This is a genomic window from Streptomyces sp. NPDC054863, assembly GCF_053610825.1.
Window position 1 is genome coordinate 18468 of record NZ_JBSGZD010000040.1, and the last position, 22056, is coordinate 40523.

At 71.2% G+C, this 22056-nt stretch carries 19 protein-coding genes; 7 read left to right on the top strand and 12 right to left on the bottom strand.

Annotation, left to right across the window (positions count from 1 at the left end; translation table 11 throughout):
- Nucleotides 1-58 precede the first annotated feature (58 nt).
- Nucleotides 59-1249: a PucR family transcriptional regulator gene (locus tag ACWGIG_RS10995; RefSeq protein ID WP_453321254.1), complete on the bottom strand. Its 1191-nt coding sequence runs from the start codon at nt 1247-1249 to the stop codon at nt 59-61.
- A gap of 100 nt (nt 1250-1349) precedes the next feature.
- Between ACWGIG_RS10995 and ACWGIG_RS11000 the strand changes: the two genes are divergently transcribed.
- The gene (locus tag ACWGIG_RS11000) at nt 1350-2006 is read left to right on the top strand and encodes a pirin family protein (protein ID WP_453321238.1); all 657 of its coding nucleotides are present in this window, start codon (nt 1350-1352) and stop codon (nt 2004-2006) included.
- Here ACWGIG_RS11000 and ACWGIG_RS11005 read toward each other — a convergent pair.
- Both ACWGIG_RS11005 and ACWGIG_RS11010 read right to left on the bottom strand, forming a co-directional pair.
- Nucleotides 2000-3877, bottom strand: a complete 1878-nt coding sequence (locus ACWGIG_RS11005) for a serine/threonine-protein kinase (protein ID WP_453321255.1) — start codon at nt 3875-3877, stop codon at nt 2000-2002. The two genes, ACWGIG_RS11000 and ACWGIG_RS11005, sit on opposite strands and share 7 nt — an antisense overlap.
- 102 nt (nt 3878-3979) lie before the next feature.
- Nucleotides 3980-4801 carry a serine hydrolase domain-containing protein gene (locus tag ACWGIG_RS11010; RefSeq protein WP_453321239.1) on the bottom strand — a complete coding sequence of 274 codons (822 nt, stop codon included), beginning with the start codon at nt 4799-4801 and terminating at the stop codon, nt 3980-3982.
- A 619-nt stretch (nt 4802-5420) separates the two neighbouring features.
- On the opposite strand from ACWGIG_RS11010, the gene ACWGIG_RS11015 reads away from it, so the two are divergent.
- Together ACWGIG_RS11015 and ACWGIG_RS11020 are read left to right on the top strand one after the other, a co-directional pair.
- Nucleotides 5421-5897 carry a MerR family transcriptional regulator gene (locus tag ACWGIG_RS11015; protein ID WP_453321240.1) on the top strand — a complete coding sequence of 159 codons (477 nt, stop codon included), beginning with the start codon at nt 5421-5423 and terminating at the stop codon, nt 5895-5897.
- Between the two features lie 7 nt (nt 5898-5904).
- Nucleotides 5905-6936 (top strand): aldo/keto reductase, encoded by a 1032-nt coding sequence (locus ACWGIG_RS11020; RefSeq protein WP_453321241.1) that lies wholly within the window; start codon nt 5905-5907, stop codon nt 6934-6936.
- An 85-nt stretch (nt 6937-7021) separates the two neighbouring features.
- On the opposite strand, the gene ACWGIG_RS11025 is transcribed toward ACWGIG_RS11020, so the two are convergent.
- Together ACWGIG_RS11025 and ACWGIG_RS11030 are read right to left on the bottom strand one after the other, a co-directional pair.
- Nucleotides 7022-8233: an acyltransferase family protein gene (locus ACWGIG_RS11025; protein WP_453321242.1), complete on the bottom strand. Its 1212-nt coding sequence runs from the start codon at nt 8231-8233 to the stop codon at nt 7022-7024.
- A gap of 135 nt (nt 8234-8368) precedes the next feature.
- Nucleotides 8369-9415: an alpha/beta hydrolase gene (locus ACWGIG_RS11030; RefSeq protein WP_453321243.1), complete on the bottom strand. Its 1047-nt coding sequence runs from the start codon at nt 9413-9415 to the stop codon at nt 8369-8371.
- A 249-nt stretch (nt 9416-9664) separates the two neighbouring features.
- On the opposite strand from ACWGIG_RS11030, the gene ACWGIG_RS11035 reads away from it, so the two are divergent.
- Complete coding sequence (locus ACWGIG_RS11035; RefSeq protein WP_453321244.1) at nt 9665-9925, top strand: hypothetical protein; 261 nt, start codon at nt 9665-9667, stop codon at nt 9923-9925.
- Here the strand turns inward: ACWGIG_RS11035 and ACWGIG_RS11040 are convergent.
- The 5 genes from ACWGIG_RS11040 to ACWGIG_RS11060 form a co-directional block, all read right to left on the bottom strand.
- Nucleotides 9905-10585: a response regulator gene (locus tag ACWGIG_RS11040; protein ID WP_453321245.1), complete on the bottom strand. Its 681-nt coding sequence runs from the start codon at nt 10583-10585 to the stop codon at nt 9905-9907. The two genes, ACWGIG_RS11035 and ACWGIG_RS11040, sit on opposite strands and share 21 nt — an antisense overlap.
- Nucleotides 10582-11982 carry a sensor histidine kinase gene (locus ACWGIG_RS11045; protein WP_453321246.1) on the bottom strand — a complete coding sequence of 467 codons (1401 nt, stop codon included), beginning with the start codon at nt 11980-11982 and terminating at the stop codon, nt 10582-10584. The genes ACWGIG_RS11040 and ACWGIG_RS11045 overlap by 4 nt, the downstream gene beginning before the upstream one ends.
- A 171-nt stretch (nt 11983-12153) precedes the next feature.
- Nucleotides 12154-13068 carry a DUF4429 domain-containing protein gene (locus ACWGIG_RS11050; RefSeq protein ID WP_453321247.1) on the bottom strand — a complete coding sequence of 305 codons (915 nt, stop codon included), beginning with the start codon at nt 13066-13068 and terminating at the stop codon, nt 12154-12156.
- A 75-nt stretch (nt 13069-13143) separates the two neighbouring features.
- A complete protein-coding gene (locus ACWGIG_RS11055) occupies nt 13144-14391 on the bottom strand; it encodes an alpha/beta hydrolase (protein WP_453321248.1) in 1248 nt (415 codons plus the stop codon).
- A gap of 79 nt (nt 14392-14470) precedes the next feature.
- Nucleotides 14471-15229 (bottom strand): TetR family transcriptional regulator, encoded by a 759-nt coding sequence (locus ACWGIG_RS11060; protein WP_453321249.1) that lies wholly within the window; start codon nt 15227-15229, stop codon nt 14471-14473.
- Between the two features lie 115 nt (nt 15230-15344).
- On the opposite strand from ACWGIG_RS11060, the gene ACWGIG_RS11065 reads away from it, so the two are divergent.
- Together ACWGIG_RS11065 and ACWGIG_RS11070 are read left to right on the top strand one after the other, a co-directional pair.
- The gene (locus ACWGIG_RS11065; protein ID WP_453321250.1) at nt 15345-16955 is read left to right on the top strand and encodes an MFS transporter; all 1611 of its coding nucleotides are present in this window, start codon (nt 15345-15347) and stop codon (nt 16953-16955) included.
- A gap of 170 nt (nt 16956-17125) precedes the next feature.
- Nucleotides 17126-17491, top strand: a complete 366-nt coding sequence (locus ACWGIG_RS11070) for a peptidase inhibitor family I36 protein (RefSeq protein WP_453321256.1) — start codon at nt 17126-17128, stop codon at nt 17489-17491.
- Here the strand turns inward: ACWGIG_RS11070 and ACWGIG_RS11075 are convergent.
- Nucleotides 17472-18263: a potassium channel family protein gene (locus ACWGIG_RS11075; RefSeq protein ID WP_453321251.1), complete on the bottom strand. Its 792-nt coding sequence runs from the start codon at nt 18261-18263 to the stop codon at nt 17472-17474. The two genes, ACWGIG_RS11070 and ACWGIG_RS11075, sit on opposite strands and share 20 nt — an antisense overlap.
- A gap of 66 nt (nt 18264-18329) precedes the next feature.
- Nucleotides 18330-21062: a pyruvate dehydrogenase (acetyl-transferring), homodimeric type gene (gene aceE, locus ACWGIG_RS11080; protein WP_453321252.1), complete on the bottom strand. Its 2733-nt coding sequence runs from the start codon at nt 21060-21062 to the stop codon at nt 18330-18332.
- 528 nt (nt 21063-21590) lie between these two features.
- On the opposite strand from aceE, the gene ACWGIG_RS11085 reads away from it, so the two are divergent.
- Nucleotides 21591-22031, top strand: a complete 441-nt coding sequence (locus ACWGIG_RS11085; RefSeq protein ID WP_453321253.1) for a DUF3052 domain-containing protein — start codon at nt 21591-21593, stop codon at nt 22029-22031.
- Nucleotides 22032-22056 lie beyond the last annotated feature (25 nt).

Below are 22056 nucleotides of genomic sequence, written 5' to 3' on the forward strand. Positions count from 1 at the left end.
TGCCCGTGGGGACTGGGACGAAGAACCGTCGGGGGAATTGTTTGTATCCAACAAAAGTCTAGGCCGGAGAGTCACCGTCGGCCAGGCGCCCCAGGATCAGAGCGATACGAAGCGTGAAGGCCGACCGGACATCGGACGGTGACCAGCCGGTGACGTCCGTCACACGTCGCAGCCGGTAGCGCACGGTATTGGGGTGCACGAAGAGCATCCGCGCGGCCCCTTCGAGACTGCTCGCCTGCTCCAGATAGACGCTCAGCGTCTCCAGGAGCGCGGAGCCGGCCTCCTCCAGCGGTCTGTAGATCTCCTCCACCAACTGGTCCCTGGCAGCAGGGTCGGAGGCGATCGCCCGCTCCGGCAGCAGATCGTCCGCCAGGACGGGCCGCGGTGCGTCCTGCCAGGCGGTGCACGCCTTGAGCCCGGCGGCTGCCGCCTGCGCGGACTTCGTCGCCGCGAGGAGGTCCGGCACGATGGGCCCCGCGACCACGGGCCCGGCCGCGTACGGCCCGATCAGCGCCTTCGCGACGTGCAGCGGATTGTCGTTGCCGCCCGCGATGACGACCAGCCGCGAGCCGAGCACTCCGGTCAGCACCTGGAGCTTGGCGTGGCGCGCGGCCCGCCGGATCGCCTCCACCGTCAGCTCGGAGTCGCCGTCGGGGGCGGGGCCCAGGACGACACAGACGTGCTCCGGCGAATTCCAGCCGAGGGCGGCGGCCCGGGACACGGCCCCCTCGTCGGCCTCCCCGGACAGCACGGCGTTCACGACCAGCGATTCGAGACGGGCGTCCCAGGCCCCGCGCGCCTCCGCCGCCTGCGCGTACACCTGGGCGGTCGCGAAGGCGATCTCCCGCGCGTAGACGAGCAGCGCCTCCCGCAGCACCGACTCGTCGCCGGGAGCGGCGACCTCCTCGATCGCCGACTCCATGACCTCGATCGTCGTACGCACCATCTCGACGGTCTGGCGCAGGGTGATCGCCCGCGTCAGCTCGCGCGGCGCGGTCCCGAAGACGTCGGTCGAGATCGCCTGCGGAGTCTCCGGATGCCGGAACCACTCCGTGAACGCCGCGATGCCTGCCTGGGCGACCAGGCCGATCCACGACCGGTTCTCGGGCGGCATCGCCCGGTACCAGGGCAGCGTCTCGTCCATGCGCGCGATGGCGCTCGCGGCGAGGCTGCCGGAGGACCGCTCCAGCCGCTTGAGAGTCGCGGAGTGCGGATGGGCGGCGGGCGCCACGGGCTCGGGCTGCTGCAGGGGCTGCTGGTCTGGCTCGGGTCGGGGCACGGGGACAAGACTGCCTTATCCGGCGGCCGACCCCGTGTGCCGGGGCATGTGCCGGGGCTACCGTGGTCCCGTGATATCCGTACGACGCGCCACGGACCGCTATCGCGGCGGCGACCCGGCCACCGGCATCGAGTCCCTGCACGCCTTCTCCTTCGGCCACTTCTACGATCCCGAAAACCTCCGCTTCGGCCCCGTCCTGGCCTGCAACGAGGAGCGGCTCGCCCCCGGCGCGGGCTTCGACGAACACCCGCACAGCCACACCGAGATCGTCACCTGGGTGGTCGAGGGCGAGCTGACGCACCGCGACTCCGCAGGTCACACCACGGTCGTAGGCCCCGGCGACGTCCAGCACCTGAGCGCGGCGGACGGGGTGCGGCACGTCGAGCGCAACGCGGGGGACGCGCCGCTCGTCTTCGTCCAGATGTGGCTCGCCCCGCGCACGCCGGGCGGCGACCCGGCCTACGAGCTGGTGCGCCAGATCGCCGACGCCACCCCGTACGCAGTGCCCGCGGCGGGCGCGGTGCTGCACGTGCGGCGGCCGGGACCGGGGGAGCGGATGCCGGTGCCGGAGACCGCCTACCTCCATGTCGTACGAGGCCAAGTGGCGTGCGGGGGCGAGGAGTTGGGTCCCGGGGACTCGGTGCGGGCCGACCTGGAGGCCGGACTGGAGCTGGCGGCCGTGACCGCTGCCGAGGTCCTCGTGTGGGAGCTGGCGGGCGGTCAGTAGCCGGACCTGGCGGGCTCCTCGGCGTTGCGCCACAGCGTGAGGTCCACGGTGACGTAGTCGCTGGGGTCGGACTCGGCGGACCTGCCGCGGAAGGTGACCAGGCCGATGTGGCCCGACTCCGTGTGGACGCAGATCTGCGAACCGGAGGAGACCTGGCCGATGGTGAGGCGCTCGGTGAAGCGGGTCTCGTCGCGGCAGGTCCGGAGGGAGCCCTTCTGGGAGTTGTTCAGGAGGGAGATCTTCTTGTCCCTGCTGCCCAGGTAGCGCTCGTTGCTCCAGTAGTAGAAGTCCGCGTCGTCCTCGTAGGCGGCGTCGCTGGAGCTGATGGGCTTGGGCGGGGAGTCGGCGAACCGGATGTAGTAGTCGTTCGTCAGGTTCACGCCCTTGTACGTGACGGGCTTGGGGTCGGGGCGCTGCTTGCCGTCGCTCCCGGCGGAACCGGTGGCGCCCGCGGACGCGGAACTGCTGCTCCGGTTCTTCTTGGCGGCGTCGGTCGCCATGCTCGCGAGGAACGCGGCGCAGCCGCCGACCGGCAGCAGCACCGCGGCGATGACGATGAGCGCGATGGCCCCGCCGCCCATCTTCTTCTTCGGCGGCGGCTGCGGCGCCCAGCCGGGCTGGGGCTGCTGCGGGTAGGGAGCGGCGTGCAGGCTGTGCGGCGGGGGCGGGGTGGGGTGCTGCCCGGGATACGTACCGGGGTAGGCGGGCCCGCCCGTCTGGGGAGCCTGGGTGGCACCCGGGTAGGTGCCGGGGTACGGCGGCGGCGTGTGCGCAGCGGCGGCCGCAGCCGTCGGATGGTGTGCGAGTCCTGGCGGGGTCGGGGGAGCGGCGGGCGCAGCCGGGGCCGCGGCCGGCGGCGTGGAGAGGTCGCCGGGGGCGGTCGGCGCACTCGCCACGGACGCCGGTGATCCGTCGGACGTCTCGGAAGGTTCCGCCTTCGCCGACATCGACGTCAGCATCTGTGCCGAGGCCCGCGTCCGCATCTCGATGTCCTCGGACATCCGCTCCGGCAGCCAGCTCCCGTGCTGGCTGAGCGGGGTGGCCGAGGCGGCCCGGCACAGTTCGATGATCTCGGCGGGCTCGGGACGCTGCGCCGGGTCCTTCGCCAGGCAGCGCGCCAGGAACCCCAGCTCCTCGGGCAGGCCGGTCAGATCGGGTTCCTCGTGCACGATCCGGTACAGCACGGCATGCGAATTGCCCTCTCCGTACGCCGTGTTGCCGAGAGCCGCGTACACCCCCACCTGCCCCAGCGCGAAGATGTCCGACGCCGGACCGACCTCCTTGCCCGCCGCCTGCTCCGGCGACATGAAGGCGGGCGTCCCGATCGTGACACCCGTCCCCGTCAGCGCGGTCGCGTCGGCCGCCCGCGCGATCCCGAAGTCGATGACGCGCGGCCCGTCCGACGCCAGCAGTACGTTCGCGGGCTTGAGGTCCCGGTGCACGATGCCCGCGCCGTGGATGACCTTCAGTGCCTCCGCCATCCCGGCGAGCAGCCGCAGTACGGTCGCCACCGGGAATCCGCCGTGCTCGGCGACGGCCACCGCGAGCGAGGGCCCGGGCACGTAGGCCGTCGCCAGCCACGGCCGGCCGCCCTCGGTGTCGAAGTCGATGACGGGCGCGGTGTACAGCCCCTGCACCCGCTGCGCCGCCTGCACCTCCAGCCGGAACCGCTGCCGGAACCCGGGATCCTCACCCAGCTCCGGCCGGATCACCTTGACGGCGATCGGATGGCCCCCGGGCGTGTACGACAGGTACACCTGCCCCATCCCACCGGCCCCGAGCCGCGCGGCGATGCGGTAGCTCGCCACCGTACGGGGGTCGTTCTCCTCCAGCGGGTGGAACTGTCCGCCTGTCGCCTGACCTTCGTGCATCTTCTTTCCCACCCGTTGGACTGTGTGCCGGTCGTCGGGTGGGAGGGTATCCGAAGGGGTCGGCGGACGCTCTCCACCGTGCGGAACGAGCCCTGGCCCGGCTCAGGCGGTGCGTGCCTCCGCCAGTACCGCGTCGATGAAGGGCGGCCAGGCCTCCGCCGCCCACGGGCCGAAGGCGCGGTCGGTGAGGGCCACGATCGCGATCCCCGCGTCGGGGTCGACCATCAGGAACGTACCGGACTGGCCGAAGTGGCCGAAGGTGCGCGGGGAGGCCGAACCACCCGTCCAGTGGGGGGACTTGGAGTCGCGGATCTCGAAGCCGAGGCCCCAGTCGTTGGGGTTCTGGTGGCCGAAGCCGGGGAGGACGCCCTTGGTGGAGGGGTAGTGGACGGTGAGGGTGGCCTCGGCGACGGTGCGGGGGTCCAGGAGGCGGGGGGCCTGGAGCTCGGCGGCGAAGCGGGCGAGGTCGTCGACCGTGGAGACGCCGTCCCTGGCGGGGGAGCCGTCCATGGTGGTGGCGGACATGCCGAGGGGTTCGAGGACCGCCTGACGGAGGTAGTCGGGGAACGGGATCTCGGTGGCCTTGGCGATGTGGTCGCCGAGCGCGTCGAAGCCGGCGTTGGAGTAGAGGCGCCGGGCGGCGGGCTCGGAGGTGACGCGGGGCTCGTCGTAGGCGAGGCCGCTGGTGTGGGCGAGTAGATGGCGGACGGTGGAGCCGGGGGGCCCTGCGGGCTCGTCGAGCTCGATCGCGCCCTCCTCGTACGCCACCAGGGCCGCGTAGGCGCCGAGGGGCTTGGAGACGGAGGCGAGGGGGAAGCGGTGCCCCGTCGGGCCGTGGGTGGCGAGGACGGTGCCGTCGGCCCGTACGACGGCTGCGGCGGCCGTGGGGACGGGCCAGGACTCGATCATCGTCACGCTCTGCATGCCCCGAGCCTAACCGGAACGGGAACGGGGCTTTCCGACTGCCGCCGCCCCTGGCTCCCCTTGGTCACTGCGGGGCCGCCGCCCCAGCCCCCGTGGTCGCGGCTGACGCCCCCAGCCCCGAGCCCCCTTGGTCCCGGGCTGGCGCCGCCGACCCCCGAGCCCTCTTGGGCAGCGGGGCCGCCCCCCCGGGGGGGCAGTGGGGTCTCCCCTGCTCCTTAAGAGCTTGGCGGGGGTCCCCCCTGCTCGAACGAAGTGGAGAGCTTGGGGGCGGGTGGGCAAGGGGGCGGCCCCACGCGGAGCACGCCCCTCCGCGATCGCGCAACCTCGCTGCCGCCGAGGTTCGGCGAGTATCCCGGCACACGAGCAAGCCGAACGAGGGGTGGCCCGCGGCGAGGGGGGCCGCCCTTTGCCCACCCGTCCCGCCCCTTCAGGGCGGCACCAGTGCCCACAGGGCGGGGCGGCACCAGTGTCCGCAAGGCGGGGGGGCGGAAGTGCCGACAGGGCGGGGCGGTGCCAACGCCGACAGGGCGGTGGCTGCCCGGCCCCCAGGCCGTGGAGTGCAAACTGTCCCAGGTATCCGCTTGCTTCGAGTGCACTCCAAGGTCCTAGCGTGGAGGCCATGACGGTGATCGACAGCAGTCCCGTACGGATACCGGCCGACTCGGAGCGGGCGCCGCTCACTTGCGGCCCCGGCGGCGGGCATCCCCTGCCCGAGGGCCGTGACCACTACACGATCAGCGAGGTGGCCCAGGTGACCGGGCTCACCGCGCACACCCTGCGCTGGTACGAGCGGATCGGCCTGATGCCGCACGTGGACCGGTCGCACACCGGTCAGCGACGGTTCCGCAACCGGGACCTGGACTGGCTGGCGCTCGTCGGCAAGCTGCGGCTGACCGGGATGCCGGTCGCCGACATGGTGCGGTACGCGGAACTGGTGCGCGAGGGCGAGCACACCTTCGAGGCGCGCCAGGAGCTGCTGGAGGAGACCCGTCGTGCCGTACGGGCGCGGATCGAGGAGCTTCGGGACACCCTCGCCGTGCTCGACCACAAGATCGACGTTTATGCGGACGCCCGGCGGGCGTCGGAGAGGTTCTGAACACCACATGAGCAACACGGAGCGTACGGAGCGCATTGCCACCACCCGTCTCGGCGGCCCCGGCGGCCCCGAGGTCGGCGTCCAGGGCCTCGGCTGCATGGGCATGAGCTTCGCGTACGGGCCGACCGACGCCGGTGAGGCGCGGGCGACCCTGGAGCGGGCGCTGGAGCTGGGCGTCACCCTGTACGACACGGCGGACGCCTACGCGGACGGCGAGAACGAGAAGTTCCTCGCGCCGTTCGTCGCCGCGCACCGGGACGAGATCACCCTCGCCACGAAGTTCGCACTGGCCGTGGACCCGGACGACAGCACGAAGCGGTACATCAGCAACGATCCCGCGTACATCCGCCGGTGCATCGACAACAGCCTGAGCCGCCTCGGCGTCGACGTCATCGACCTCTACTACATGCACCGGCGGGACGTGTCCGTCCCGATCGAGGAGACCGTCGGCGTCATGGCCGAGCTGGTCGCGGCGGGCAAGGTCAAGCAGCTGGGGCTGAGCGAGGTGACCGGCCCCGAGCTGCGGGCCGCCCACGCCGTGCACCCGATCGCGGCCGTGCAGTCGGAGTGGTCGCTGTTCAGCCGGGACATCGAGGCGGGCGTCGTGCCTGCCGTCGCCGAGGCCGGGGCCACCCTGGTCGCGTACTCGCCGCTCGGCCGGGGCTTCCTCACCGGCGCCTTCGCCAGCGCCGAGAAGGACCTCGCCGCGGACGACTTCCGCCGTCACCAGCCCCGCTTCAACGGCGCCAACGCCGAGGCGAACGGCGCACTGCTCGACCCCGTGCGCGAGGTCGCCCGCGCCCGTGGCATCACGCTCGGCCAGGTCGCCCTGGCCTGGGTGCAGCAGCAGGCCCAGGTGCACGGCCTCTCCGTGGTACCGATCCCGGGGACGCGGAAGCGGACCCGCGTCGAGGAGAACACCTCCGCGACCCGACTGGTGCTGTCCGCCGACGAGTTGGCGCTGCTGGAGCCGATCGCCGGACAGGTGTCGGGCGGGCGGTACGCGGACATGGCGTTCGCCTCGGCCGGCCGGGAGTAGTCCGCGTACGTTCGGGAGCAGTCCTCGTACGGCCGGGAGCAGTCCTCGTGCGTTCGAGAGCAGTCCTCGTACGGATCCACGGGGCTCATGCCAGCCCCAGCGCGAAGGCGGTGAAGCCCGCCGCGAGCAGTCCCGCGACTGCCCGGCGGGCCTTCGTCGTGTCCAGCCCCTTGCCGGTCGGGTGCTCGAAGACCCGGGTGTACTTCCCGATCACGACCAGCAGCACCGCGAACAGCGGCAGCCACGCGATCCGCGCCGCGATCCAGCCCGGCGTGTCGGGGGCGGAGGTCAGGCCCGGGATCGTACCGAGGTACGAGCCGGGGACGGCGGCGGCGAGCATCGCACTCTGGTGCCAGCACAGGATCGTCATCGCGGAGAGGTTGATGACGACGACGGGCGCCCAGAGCGCGGGGTGCCGCAGGACCTTGGCGATGCGGTCGCGCAGCAGGATCGCCGCACCGCTCTGCGCGGCGGCCAGGGCGAGGACGAGCAGCGACGGCGGGTGCGAGTTGGTGCGGTCCTGGCCGGGGACGCCGACCATCGACGCCGGGTAGTGGAACGCGAGCAGCAGCGCGGCGAAGAGGGCGGTGCCGCCGACGAGGAGGACGTACGCGGTCTTCCTGCTGAGCTTCTTCTCGCCCCAGGCGACGCCGAGTTGGTACGCGAAGAGCCAGCCGGGGAGCAGGTTGAGGAGGCTCAGCCAGGAAGGCATGGCATCGGCGTACGGGCCGTAGCGGAGGAAGTCGACGACGGCGACGGAGCCGATCAGCGGGGCCGCCGACCAGGCACCCGTGCGGCGGGCGACGCGGATGCACAGTGGGGTGAGGGCGGTGATCGCCGCGTACACGGCGACGAACCACAGGGGCTGCACCACCAGTTTCGCGCCGGTGCGCAGGGTGGCTTCGGGCACTCCGAGCCCGTACAGGACGGGGATCATCAGCGCCCAGACGGCGGTCACCCCGAGCACGGGCCGCCCCAGCCGCACCAGTCGGCTCTTCAGCCACTCGGCGCTCGACCCCTTGCGCCTGTGGTACGAGAGGACGGAGGCGTAGCCGCCGACCAGGAAGAAGATGCCCAGCATCTGGAGGATCCAGCTGGCGGGGGCGAGCGCGGAGAAGGAGGAGAGCGGGCTGGCGTTGTGCAGCGAACCGACGTCGGCGTCGACGGTGAACCCGCCGAGCAGCCAGTGCCCGGTCGGCACGGCGAGCAGCGCGAGAGCCCGCAGTCCGTCGATGGCACGGTCGCGGTGGGCGGGGGTACGGGCGTCGACCTTGGTGGCGAGGGCGGAGAGACTCATCGGGGGTCCTTGGGTGAGGTGGATTCTTCAGCCCGTCCGGGCAACTTCAGCCAGTCCGGCGTTCGAGGGCGCGCGGACGGGGTCCGGGCACGGGGCGCGGCCCCGGGCACCAGCCCCCACCGGCGTGAGGCGTGCTCATTCATCCGCCGGCACCGGGCCGGCGGCCCGTCCCTCCGCTATCGCCGCGAACGCCCGCAGCGAGTCCGTCCCCGGTGCGAAGTACCCGGTGTGGCCGTGCGCCCCGGTCGCCGGGACCCGCCGCGCACCGAATTCCGCCGCCGTCGGATCCGCCCCGTGCCCCATCCCCAGCACCTGCACGTTCGGCACGTTGTCGATCCAGTCGGTGGGGTCCTTCGCCGCCCACACCCGCGCCCCGGTCCGCAGCTCTCCCGCGCTGTCCGCCCGCATTCCGGGCGAGGCGAACGCCACGATGTCGGCGGCGTCCAGCCGGTGTGCGGCGATCCCGCACACCACCGATCCGTAGCTGTGGCAGAACACGGCGGGGTCGCTCGCCCCGACCGCGTCGAGTCCCTCGGTGAACCGGGCCAGCCGCTCGGCCCCCGCCTCGGCGAGATCGCCCGTGGCGGCGTCGATGCCGACGCCGACGGGGGTGGTGTAGCCGACCCAGGCCACCACTGCCGTACCGGCCGGGTCGGTTGCCTCGCGCAGGCTCCTGGCCATCCCGGCCGGAGTGCCGTACGGATCCTTCGCCCGGTCGTACGTCGCGGCGTCCATGTCCGACCCGGGCACGATCACGGCCACGTGCCGCGAGCGGGTCAAGTCCCCGTACACCTCGGCCACTTGGCCCCGGCCCCGCGGATCGAAGGCGAGGATCTGCTTCCCGGGGGCGAGCAGCCTGTCGAACCGGCCGTCGGCCGCGACGCTCGCCCGGTTGGCCGCGTACCGCAGTGCGACGGGCGCACCGTCCAGGTTGCCGACCACGAGAGGGTGGCGGCGTACGAGAGCACGCTGCTCCCGCTCGCCCAGCCCGCGGAAGAAGGCGGCCACTTGGGCAGGAGTGCCGGCGGCCGGGTCGATCAGCCCTTCGCTCCGCCAGGCGTCGGTGCCCGGCGGCGGCCCGGTGACGGCGGTCTGCGCGTCGGCGGAAGCCCACCCCGCGGTGCCGCCGATCATGGCCGTCACGGCGGCGACGGCCGCCAGGGTCCTCCTGAACCGGTGCATGTCCCCGTCCTCTCCACTGCCCTGCTCCGCGTACGTCTTGATGCAGAGGAAGGTAGGAAGAGGACACCGCCCCGGGCGTCACACCACGGGGCCAACTCCCCCGTGATACCGCAGTACTGGAGGATTTCCGCAGGTGGGAGGGTGGTGCTGCCCCCACTGTCGGGGGTACGGGATACTCCCCCGGGCGGTGGAGAACCCCTGGCCGCAGGGCTGACGCGACGGGGCCGCCCGCGGTGCGAACGTGGCGCCATGACCGACATCACAGAGGCAATGGTGACCGGCATCACACCTCGATCGGGCCCCGGAAGCCGTGAATCGCTGCCGTTTCGGCGGCTGCTGCTCGCGTGGGCCGGGGTGCACGCGGTGTTGGCGGCCGGATGTTACGCCGCCGGGGTGCCGCTCTTCGGGATCGGGCCGCACGTGACGCCCGACGTGCTGAACCGGTGCGCCGTCGCGGTGGCCGTGGCCCCCGCACGTCACTCCGTAGCCTCAGCCCGCGTCCCCCGGTGACACCAGCCCCGACTCGTACGCGAAGATCACCGCCTGGGCGCGGTCCCGCAGGTCCAGCTTGGCGAGCACCCGCCCGATGTGGGTCTTCACCGTCTGTTCGGCCAGGATCAGGTGGTCCGCGATCTCGTGGTTGGACAGCCCGCGCGCGATCAGCTCCAGTACCTCGGTCTCGCGCGGCGTCAGACCCTTCAGCCGCAGGCTCGGGTTCCGGCGCGGGGCGGGGCGCTGCGCGGCGAAGTCCGCGATCAGGCGGCGCGTCACGGACGGGGCGAGCAGGGCCTCCCCGGCCGCCACCACCCGTACCGCCGCGATCAGATCGGCCGGCGGGGCGTCCTTCAGCAGGAACCCGGACGCACCCGCGCGCAGCGCTTCGTACACGTAGTCGTCGACGTCGAAGGTGGTCAGCATCAGCACCTTCGGCAGGTGGACCACCCCCACCGGCGGGTTCAGGAGCTCCCGCGCGGCGGCCAGCCCGTCCATCTCCGGCATCCGGACGTCCATCAGCACGACGTCCGGATGCGTGGAGCGGCTGACCTCCACGCCCTGCCGTCCGTCCGGTGCCTCGCCCACCACGTCGATGTCGGCCTGCGCCGAGAGCAGCGCGGCGAATCCGGCCCGCACCATGGCCTGGTCGTCGACGATGATCACGCGAATGGTCATGGGGCGGGGGAGTCCTTCTCTGCGGAGTTCTTCGGTGTGGAGTTCTTCGATGATTCGTCCGTGGCGTCCGGCGGTGTCCGCGGCGTCAGCGGCAGCCGGGCCGCGACCCGGAAGCCGCCGTCCGGCAGCGGTCCGGTGTCGAGCGTGCCGCCGGTCAACCGTACGCGCTCGCGCATTCCGACCAGCCCGTGCCCGCCCGCTCCCTTCGCCTCCACCCTCGAAGTCGGTTCGGGGGCGGGCCCGTTGACGATCAGCACCAGCAGGTCCAGGTCCTCCACCCGCACCGAAACCCGCGTCACCGCCCCCGGTGCGTGGCGCACCACATTGGCGAGGGCCTCCTGCACGATCCGGTACGCCGACAGGTCCACCGCCTGCGGTACGGGCGGCGCGTCCGGGCCCGCGCCCAGTTCCCCCGCCATCGACAGCTCGGCCGGCACCCCGGCCCGTACCGTCGCCTCCACCAGCTGCTGCACCTTGTTCAGCCCGGGCTGCGGTGCCCGCTCGCCCTCGGTGCCCTCGCTGCGCAGCACCACGAGCAGCCGCCGCATCTCCGTCAGTGACTCCCGCGCGCTCGCCGCGATCGAGGCGAACTCCTCCTGTGCCTCCGCCGGGAGCCCGCCGATCCGGTAGGGGGCCGAATCGGCCTGCACCGTGATCATCGACATGTGGTGCGCGACCACGTCGTGCAACTCCCGTGCGATGCGCGTCCGTTCCTCCAGGAGGGTCCGGTGGGCACGCTCCGCCTCGCTGATGGTCTCCTGCTCCACCAGCCTGCGCTGTACCTCGCCGCGCTCGCGGAGCACTCCGCCGACAACCAGCACGACGGCGCTCAGTACGACGGTCAGCAGGTTGGTGCCGTCGCTCGCCTCCGGGTGGAGCTGCCCGAGACCGATCCCGGTCAGCGCGACGAAGAGCCACACCCCGACCAGCGTCCGCCGGCGCTCGCGCAGTGCCAGCGCGAACAGCAGGAAGAGCAGGCCGACGATCGTCGGCGCGGGCCACGGCCAGATGGACCGGACCTCGCCGCCGCCCTGAGGGAAGAGGAAGAAGCTGCCCAGCACTCCCGCGGGCAGGACGATCCAGCACGCCTGGAGCGGCCGGTGCGCCATCATCAGGAGCGGCAGCGCCTGGAGCGCGCCGAGCGACCCCGCGATGCCGCCGGACACCTTGTAGTCGTTGGCGAGCACGGTGATCGTGACGGGGAAGAGCACGCCCACGACGGCGAGGACCACCGTGTACGGCAGCAGCCGCTGCCAGCGCTTGGGCGCGTCCGCGAGCAGCGGCGTCGGCGGGTGCGAGGGGTGGGTGACGGCGTGCAGCAGCTCGCGCAGCTGGCGCGCCGCCGCGCTGAACAGGCCGTCGGCGACAGGGCCTGCGGCGGGCTCGGACGAGGGCATCGGAGGGACGGCGGGCCGCGGGGGAGGAGACGGAGTCGGTTCTCTCATGGCTCCCTCAGCGTAGGCAGCACACTCGTTTTCCCACGTCATACCGTGGTTCGGAGCTTGATCTCATACCGTGGTACGACGACCGGGCCCCGGTCGTTTCCGCCCGTCATCCTGCGGTTTCCCCTACAGCTCCGCCAGCAGCTCCGCCTTCTTCGCGCCGAACTCGTCGTCCGTGATCAGTCCCGCCCGGTGCAGCTCCCCGAGGTGGCGGATCCGCTCCGCGATGTCCGCCGGGTCGCGCCGTCCCGCCCCCACCACCGAGGCCGGCACCCGGTCGGTGACCGCCGCGGGCACCGCGCTGCGTACCGCCGCCAGCACCGCCGCCGCGAACGGCAGCGACTCGTGCACCGGCCCGTACCCCAGCCCGAACACCACCGCCGCCGGATCCTGGTCCGCAGGCCCCGGTGCCCGCTGCGCGGCCCCGTCGGCAGCCCCATCGCGCGGCAGCAGCCGCAGATGCCCGTCGAGGAAGTCGGGAGAACGCCACTGGACACCGCTCAGCGAGGTCACGGGAAAGCTCTGGTCGCCGACTTTCCACTTCGCCGACGAAGCGCCCGTCCAGAACCAGCGGAAGGTCACGTCCGTGCCGTCGAAGCCGGCCTTGCCGTCGTACGCCTTGAACTGCAGCGGTCCCTCGGGCGCCGCCACCAGGAAGCGCTCCGCCGGTTCGACCGCCCCGGCGGCCCCGGACGCCTCGCGGACCTGTTGGCGCAGCTCGTCCGCGTAGTACTCCGCGAGCACCTCGCGCTCCGCGGGCAGCACCAGCCGGTACGGGTCGCAGCCCTCCTTGAGCTGTCCCGCCGCGGCGTCCATCAGCGGATCCGCACCCGGTCTCACCCTCGCGTGCAGCACGACCGTGCCCCGCTTCCCGGGGGTCAGCGTCACGTCTGCCAGCGCCTCGTGCGGAATGCGCCGCTCACCGAGCGCGGAGAGCAGTTTCGGCGTACGTATCCCCCGTTCGAAGCGGATGAGCACGGAGTCGCTTTCGAACTCCCAGGTGGCATGAATTCCGGCCAGCACATCACCCATGCGGCTCATCGTATGCGGCACCCGCCCCCACGTCGCCCCTCGACGGCCATCCCGATTCCGGTACTTCTACGCGCGTCGGACACCTCAGACACCCCCGTAGGACCCGCCGGAGCCCGAGCCGGAGCCGTCACCTTCGACCCCGTTCCGGCAGGTGTCGCCGCCGCTCGCGCAGCTCAGCCCCGCGTACGAGCCGACACCGATCCTGGCGAAGTTGCCGACGCTCTCGGTGCCCGGCACGAAGTATCCGGTGTGCCCGACGGCGTCCGCCGCCGACAGCACCCGCGCGCCGAACTCCGCCGACACCGGGTCGGTGCCGTGGCCGAGTCCGCCGAGCTCCAGGTACGGCACGCCCTGGATCCAGTCGTCCGCGTCCCGCATCGCCCACACCCGGGCCCGCGCGCCCAGGTCCGCCGCGGTGTCCGCCCGCATGCCGGGGCTTCCCGCCACCGCGATGTCGGTGACCCGCTCGGGCAGCTCGCGCGCCGCCATCCCGCAGACCACGGAGCCGTAGCTGTGGCAGAACAGCGACACCGGTACGGACGAGGCGCCGGGCAGCGCCTCGGTCAGCGAGATCAGCCGGCGCGCTCCCGCCTGGGCGGGCACGCCGACCATCGCGTCCATGCCGAGCCCGGCCGGAGCGGTGTAGTCCGCCCAGGCGATGACGGCGACCCGGCGGTCGGGGGCGGCCTTGCGCTCCGCCTCGTACAGCGAGCTCGCCATGCCGACGGGCGAGGAGTAGCGGCGGTAGGTCCGCTCGAAGTTCACGATGTTCGTGTCGACGCCGGGTACGACGACCGAGACGCGCTCGGCGTGCTCCAGGTCGCCGAAGACCTCGGCGGCCCGTCCGCTGCCGTCCGGGTCGAACGACAGGATCTGCCGGTTGTCCCGCAGCAGCGCCGCGAACCGGTGCATCCGCCGGTCGGCCTCCTGCTTTCCGGCCTTGGTGAGCCGGTCGTCATGCATCCGCTTCTCCTCGACGGACCGCGCCTGGGCCAGCGACTGCCGGTTGGCGGCGAAGCGCAGGGGCACGGGAGCACCGTTGAGGTTGCCCACGACCTGTGGGTGCCGGCGGACCAGGCGGTCCTGCTGGTGGCCGGAGAGCCCGTCGAAGAAACGGGCCACCTGCTGCGGCGGGCCCTGGGGGTCGGGCAGCAGGCGGCCGTCGAACCGGCCGTGCTGCCAGGCGGCGAAAGCCTCCTTCAGGGACACGTCGTCGTCGCGCTGCTGGTGGATGGCGGTCCAGCCGGTGATCGCGAGCATCACGAACACCACGGCCAGGGCAAGAAGCGCCCGCCACGCGGTCAAGGTGGGGGAGGAGTCGAAGGAAGTCACTATCGGGACAGCGTAGGAGAACGACGGCGGCCCGTGGCTATTCCGTGACGCGGATCACGTTTCGATAAAGGTGTGGAGGTCAGGCTGTGTATGCGGCCGTGGTACGCCCCCGCGCACCCGGCCCCGTGCCCTGCTCGCCACCCTGTGCGGCGCCCGGCGTGGTGGCCGGTTCCGGGCCCCGCCAGTTCCCGGCGAGCGCAGGCCCCAGGTGGTCCAGGCAGCGGGCCGTCATGTCCCGGATCGCCTCCAGGCTGGCGTCCTCCCGCTGGCCCCACATCCGGCCGGTGAGCCGCATCACCCCGCCGAAAGCGGCCACGATGATCCGCGGCCGGAGGTCCTCGTCCGCATCGAGCCCCTCCCGCTCGGCGATGAGCGTGGCGATCGCGTCCTCCAGCTCGGTGGAGCGCCGCAGATGGACCGCGAGGAGAGCCGGGGTCGACTCGATCATCTGGTAGGTCCGCATGTGCAGCTCGATCGGCACCACGGCCTCGATCGCCTCGCTCAGGGAGTCCCACGCCCAGGTCACCGCGTTGCGCAGGGCGGTGAGGGGGTTCTCGTCGGCGGGCCGCTCGCGGATCGCCTCCAGGAAGCGGGCCTCGACCATCGACACCACGGTGAAGGCGACCTCCTCCTTCGAGGCGAAGTAGCGGAAGAAGGTGCGCTGCGAGACCTCGACGGCTTCCGCGATCTCGTCGACGGTGGTCCGTTCGTACCCCTGTGAGGTGAACAGTTCGAGCGCGACGCGCAGCAGCGAGTCCCGGGTGCGCCGCTTCTTGCGCTCGCGCAGACCGCACATCCGCGACCCGATGGGGCTTGCCGCATCCCGCTGGTCTGCCATCGCCTCGGTCCCGTTTCTCTGATTTGTCCAGCTCAGCTTACCTGTGAGCTACGTGACAGTTACCGGCTTGTGAATTGGTTCGTCAACTGTCAGTGGCTGACACTAATCTGGAATCATGACTGCACAGACCACGCTCGACAAGGCGCCGCCGGGCCCCGACCCCGTACCGCAACAGGCCAAGGGGCTTCGCGGCCACCCGTGGCTGACGCTCTTCTCCGTGGCGATCGGCGTGATGATGGTCGCCCTCGACGGCACCATCGTCGCCATCGCCAACCCCGCCATCCAGCACGACCTCAAGGCGTCGCTCGCCGACGTCCAGTGGATCACCAACGGCTATCTGCTGGCGCTGGCCGTCGCGCTGATCACCGCGGGAAAGCTCGGTGACCGCTTCGGCCACCGCCAGACCTTCCTGATAGGCATCGCGGGCTTCGCCGCCGCGTCCGCCGCCATCGGCTTCTCCAAGGAGATCGGCCTGGTCATCGCGTTCCGCGTGCTCCAGGGTCTGTTCGGCGCACTGCTCATGCCGGCCGCGCTCGGCCTGCTGCGCGCCACCTTCCCCGCCGAGAAGCTGAACATGGCGATCGGCATCTGGGGCATGGTCATCGGCGCCTCCACCGCGGGCGGCCCGATCGTCGGCGGCCTGCTCGTCGAGCACGTCTCCTGGCAGTCCGTCTTCTTCATCAACGTGCCGGTCGGCGTCCTCGCCCTGGTCTTCGGTCTGGTCGTCCTGCGCGACCACCGTGCCGCGAACGCACCGCGGTCCTTCGACATCCCCGGCATCCTGCTGCTCTCGGGCGCGATGGGCGCACTCGTCTACGGCCTCATCAAGGCCGGTGAGTCCTGGGGCTGGGGCGGTACCAACACCTGGCTGTGCGTGGGCGGTTCGGTCGCCCTGTTCGTGATCTTCGCGATCTGGGAGACCAAGGCGAAGGAACCGCTGATCCCGCTGGCCATGTTCCGCTCCGTGCCGCTGTCGGCCGGTGTGGTCCTCATGGTGCTGATGGCGTTCGCGTTCATGGGCGGCCTCTTCTTCGTGACGTTCTACCTCCAGGGTGTGCACGGCCTGAGCCCGGTCGACAGCGGTCTGCACCTGCTGCCGCTGACCGGCATGATGATCGTCGCCTCGCCGGTGGCGGGCCTGCTGATCACCAAGTTCGGGCCGCGGGTGCCGCTGGTCGGCGGCATGGTGTGCACCGCGGTCGCGATGTTCGGCATGTCCCAACTGTCCGCCGGTACGGGCACCCTGACCATGTCGCTGTGGTTCGGAATGCTCGGCATGGGCCTCGCGCCGGTCATGGTCGGCGCCACCGAGGTCATCGTCGGCAACGCCCCGCTGGAGCTGTCCGGCGTGGCAGGCGGCCTCCAGCAGGCCGGCATGCAGGTCGGCGGCGCGCTCGGCACGGCCGTCCTGGGCGCCGTGATGTCCTCGCGCGTCAACTCCGAGTTCGCGGGCAACTGGAAGGAAGCGGGCATTCCGACGCCGCCCTCGCCGCAGCTGGAGCAGGCGGCGGAGTTCGGCATCGTGCCGAAGGAACTGGCCCAGGCGCCGGGCATGACGCCGGACGCCTTCAAGACCGTCTCGGGCGTCATCCATGACACGTTCGTGTCGGGCATGGGCTTCGCCTTCTCCATCGCCGGCGGCGTGGCCGTCGTCGCCGCACTCGTCGCCTTCTTCACCAAGCGCGGTGCGAACGCGGACGCGGCGGGCGGCGGCGTCCACATCTGACGCCGTCCGACGTCCCGCGCGGACGTCAACCGCACGCCCGTACAGCCCCGCCGGAATGGTTCCGGCGGGGTTGTCGCCTATCCGGGTGATCCGCTACGAGACCCCTTCCGGGCCCACGTTTCTGCAGGTCACAGTGCATGCACGTGATCCGCACGAAATCGGGGGACCTCATGAAGCTGATCTGTACGACCGCGCTGGCCGTCGCACTCACCGCCACCGCCCTGCTGCCGCAGACCGCCCGGGCGGGGGTGCAGCTCGGCAACTGCGCCGCCGGTGAGCTCTGCCTCTGGCAGAAGCCCGACTTCAAGGGCAAGCGGTACGCCCACGAACTGGCCGGCACCGACATCGAGTCCTGCGTCCCGCTGCCGCCCGGCGCCGACGCGCAGTCCCTGGCCAACCGCACCGGCCGCCCGGTCACCACGTACCAGTCGGCCGAGTGTGCCGAGACGGGCGAGTTCGACACCTATCCGGGCAACGGCAGCTGGGTGCCCCAGTCCCCCTACCGGGTAAGGGCGTTCAAGGTGTGGGAGAGCTGACGCCGGGGCCGGGCAGCTGAGGGGGAACGGCGGGCGGACTCTCGGAGCCCAGCCGTCCGACCTCCGCCCTGAGCTCCTTGACCTCCACCATCAGTGCTTCGAGGAGCGCCGTCCGGCGGCGCTCCTCGACGTCGTCCCGCTCGAAGCGGGCGATGAACCAGGCCGCGATGTTCGCCGTCACCACACCGAGCAGCGCGATCCCGGACAGCATCAGGCCCACCGCGAGGAACCGGCCGAGCCCGGTGGTGGGGGAGTGGTCCCCGTACCCCACCGTGGTCATCGTGGTGAAGGACCACCACACGGCGTCACCCAGCGACTTGATGTTCCCGCCGGGCGCGTCCCGCTCGACCTCCAGGACGGCCAGCGAGCCGAACATCAGCAGGCCCACCACCGCGCCGACCACATAGGCGGTCAGCGTGATCTGCGAGGCCATCCGCGCCCGCCGCCCCACGAGCAGCAGCGTCGACACCAGCCGCAGCAGCCGCAGCGGCCTGGCCAGCGGCAGCAGCACCGCGAGCAGGTCCAGCGGATGGCTCCGTACGAACAGCCACTTGGCCGGAGTCAGCGCCAGCCGTACCAGGTAGTCCAGCGCGAACGCGCCCCACACCACCCACTCGGCCCACGTGCACGCCCGGTGCACCCCGCGCGGGGCGTCCGGGGCCACGATCGGCACGGCATAGGCGACGGCGAAGGCGAGCGCGAGTGCCAGCAGGGGGTTCTGGGTGCGCCGCTCCCACCGGACCTGGGCGGTCTGTTGCTTCATGCCCGGCATCGTAAGACGCGCGAAGGCGGCGGGAACCCGGGGGTTCCCACCGCCTTCACCGAAGACCGGGCGGTGTTACGCGTCGCCGCCCGCGGCGCCCGGGTCGGCCGCCGTCACGTCGAGCAGCCGGTAGCGGTCCACCGCCTGCTTGAGTGCGGAACGGTCGATCCTGCCCGCCTTGGCCAGCTCGGAGAGCGTCGCCAGGACGATCGACTGCGCGTCGATGTGGAAGAAGCGACGGGCCGCACCACGCGTGTCCGCGAAGCCGAAGCCGTCCGCACCGAGCGAGGTGTACGCACCCGGCACCCAGCGCGAGATCTGGTCCGGAACCGAACGCATCCAGTCGGAGACCGCCACGAACGGTCCCTCGGCGCTGTCGAGCTTCCGCGTCACGTACGGCACGCGGATCTCTTCCTCGGGGTGCAGGAGGTTGTGCTCCTCGCACTCCACCGCCTCGCGCCGCAGCTCGTTCCAGGACGTCGCGGACCAGACGTCGGCCTTGACGTTCCACTCGTCGGCGAGGATCTGCTGCGCCTCGACCGCCCACGGCACGGCCACGCCGGACGCCATGATCTGGGCCGGAATGGAGCCTTCCTCACCGGCCTTGTAGCGGTAGATGCCCTTCAGGATGCCGTCGGCGTCGACGTCGTCCGGCTCGGCCGGGTGCTGGATCGGCTCGTTGTAGACGGTCAGGTAGTAGAAGACGTCCTCGGCGTTCTCGCCGTACATCCTCTTCAGGCCGTCCTGGACGATGTGCGCGATCTCGTACCCGAAGGCCGGGTCGTACGACACACAGCCCGGGTTGGTCGACGCCAGCAGCTGCGAGTGGCCGTCCGCGTGCTGGAGGCCCTCACCGGTCAGCGTCGTACGACCGGCGGTCGCGCCCAGTACGAAGCCGCGCGACAGCTGATCGGCCATCTGCCAGAACTGGTCACCGGTGCGCTGGAAACCGAACATCGAGTAGAAGACGTACACCGGGATCAGCGGCTCGCCGTGCGTGGCGTACGCCGAACCCGCGGCGATCAGCGAGGCCGTGCAGCCCGCCTCGGAGATGCCGTCGTGCAGCATCTGACCGGTCGGCGACTCCTTGTAGGCGAGGAGCAGATCGCGGTCCACAGCCTCGTACTGCTGGCCGAGCGGGTTGTAGATCTTCGCGCTCGGGAAGAACGCGTCCATGCCGAAGGTGCGGTACTCGTCGGGCGCGATCAGCACGAAGCGCCTGCCGATCTCCTTGTCCCGCATGAGGTCCTTCAGGACACGTACGAACGCCATGGTCGTGGCGATCGACTGCGAGCCGGAGCCCTTCTTCGCAGCCGCGTACGTCTTCTCCCCGGGCAGTGCGAGCGGCTTCGCCCGCACCACACGGCTCGGTACGTAACCGCCCAGGCTCTTGCGGCGGTCGTGCATGTACTGGATCTCTTCGGAGTCCCGGCCCGGGTGGTAGTACGGCGGCGCGCCGTCCTCCAGGTCCTTGTCGGCGATCGGGATGTGCAGCCGGTCGCGGAAGCGCTTCAGGTCGTCCGCGGTCAGCTTCTTCATCTGGTGCGTGGCGTTGCGGCCCTCGAAGTTCGGTCCGAGCGTCCAGCCCTTGACCGTCTGCGCGAGGATCACGGTCGGCTGGCCCTTGTGCGCCTTGGCCGCCGCGTACGCCGCGTACACCTTCTTGTGGTCGTGGCCGCCGCGCCCCAGGTGCAGGATCTGCTCGTCCGACATGTCCTTGACCATGTCGCGCAGCCGCTGGTCGTCACCGAAGAAGTGGTCGCGGATGTACGCGCCGGTCTCGGTGGCGTACGTCTGGAACTGGCCGTCCGGGGTCGTGTTGAGCTTGTTGACCAGGATGCCGGTGCGGTCCTGGGCCAGCAGCGGGTCCCAACTCCGGTCCCAGACCAGCTTGATGACGTTCCAGCCGGCGCCGCGGAACTGCGACTCCAGCTCCTGGATGACCTTGCCGTTGCCGCGCACGGGTCCGTCGAGGCGCTGCAGGTTGCAGTTGACGACGAAGGTCAGGTTGTCGAGGCCCTCGCGGGCGGCGATGGAGAGCTGGCCCAGCGACTCGGGCTCGTCCATCTCGCCGTCGCCGAGGTAGGCCCAGACGTGCGACTTGGAGGTGTCGGCGATGCCGCGCGCCTCCATGTAGCGGTTCATCCGGGCCTGGTAGATCGCACCGAGGGGGCCGAGACCCATCGAGACGGTCGGGAACTCCCAGAAGTCCGGCATCAGCCGCGGGTGCGGGTACGAGGAGAGACCGTTCGGGAACTTCGACTTCTCCTGGCGGAACGCGTCGAGGTTCTGCTCGGTCAGCCGGTCCAGCAGGAACGCGCGGGCGTAGATGCCGGGGGACGCGTGCCCCTGGAAGAAGATCTGGTCGCCGCCGTCGCCCTCGTCCTTGCCGCGGAAGAAGTGGTTGAAGCCCACGTCGTACAGCGAGGCGGAGGAGGCGAAGGTGGCGATGTGGCCGCCGACGCCGATGCCGGGACGCTGGGCCCGCGAGACCATCACGGCCGCGTTCCAGCGGGTCGCGTTGAGGACCCTGCGCTCGATCTCCTCGTCGCCCGGGAAGAACGGCTCGTCCTTGGTGGCGATCGTGTTGACGTAGTCCGTGCTGCGCATCTCGGGCACGGCGACGCGCTTCTCGCGCGCGCGCTCGATCAGACGGAGCATCAGGTAGCGGGCGCGCTCACGGCCCCGCTCGTCGACGGCCGCATCAAGCGAGTCGAGCCATTCCTGGGTCTCCTCGGGATCGAAATCCGGGACCTGGCTCGGCAGGCCGCCAATGATGATCGGGTTGCGATCGGATCCGGAAGCCACGCTGTTCCTTCACTGGTAGGGAAGTGACCGCACACGTGGGCCGTCACGGAGGTGTCGGCCACCGCGTATGCAGCTGTCTGGAGGTGTCTGTACGGGGGTGTGTCGCGCCACAGCCATCGTGTACCCAGGGGACGCAAACGTCATCTCTACCGAGCGGTAACCGGGGGTGGTACCGCCACCGCGGGCCGACCGCCCGGCCGGCGCCGTGGTGCGGCATCGACCAAATCGCAACCTTACGCCCAACCCGTTCATGTGTTCCGTAAGGCTGTTCGTCCCCGATGGGCGCACCGAAGGGTCAAAGCATTGCAAAGCGTCCAAAATGGTGTGGGATGAATCACTGCGCGGGCTCCAGAGGGCGTCAGGAGTTGCGGCGGGGGCGCCCCATCCGTCACCGTTTCGGCGGTCTCGACGGCCGGGTACTTGCGCGATCGGTCCCGTCCGTGTGGACTACGGCCAATGCCGCGCACGCGCGCGGCTCAGGCACATCGCTGAAAAAGCACTTCCCGAAAAAAGATCAGGAGGCAAACCGTGAGCGCGACCGCGGACCACGCGGAGGAGCGGACCAACCCTGCCGCGAGGCTGGGTTTCCAGCCCGAGCAGGTGGTCCAGGAGATCGGCTTCGACGACGATGTCGATCAGGAGCTCCGCGAAGCCATCGAGGAGATCATCGGCGGCGAACTCGTCGACGAGGACTACGACGACGTGGCTGACGCCGTCGTCCTGTGGTTCAGGGACGAGGACGGCGACCTGACGGACGCGTTGGTCGACGCCACGCAGCTCGTCGACGACGGTGGCACCGTCTGGCTGATGACTCCGAAGACCGGCCGTGACGGCTATGTCGAACCGAGCGACATCAACGAAGCCGCACAGACCGCCGGTCTCTCGCAGACCAAGAGCATCAACGCGGCCAAGGACTGGACGGGCAGCCGTCTGCTTTCCCCCAAGGCGGCGAAGTCCGGCAAGCACTAGCAGCCGGAGACACCCCATCACGCAG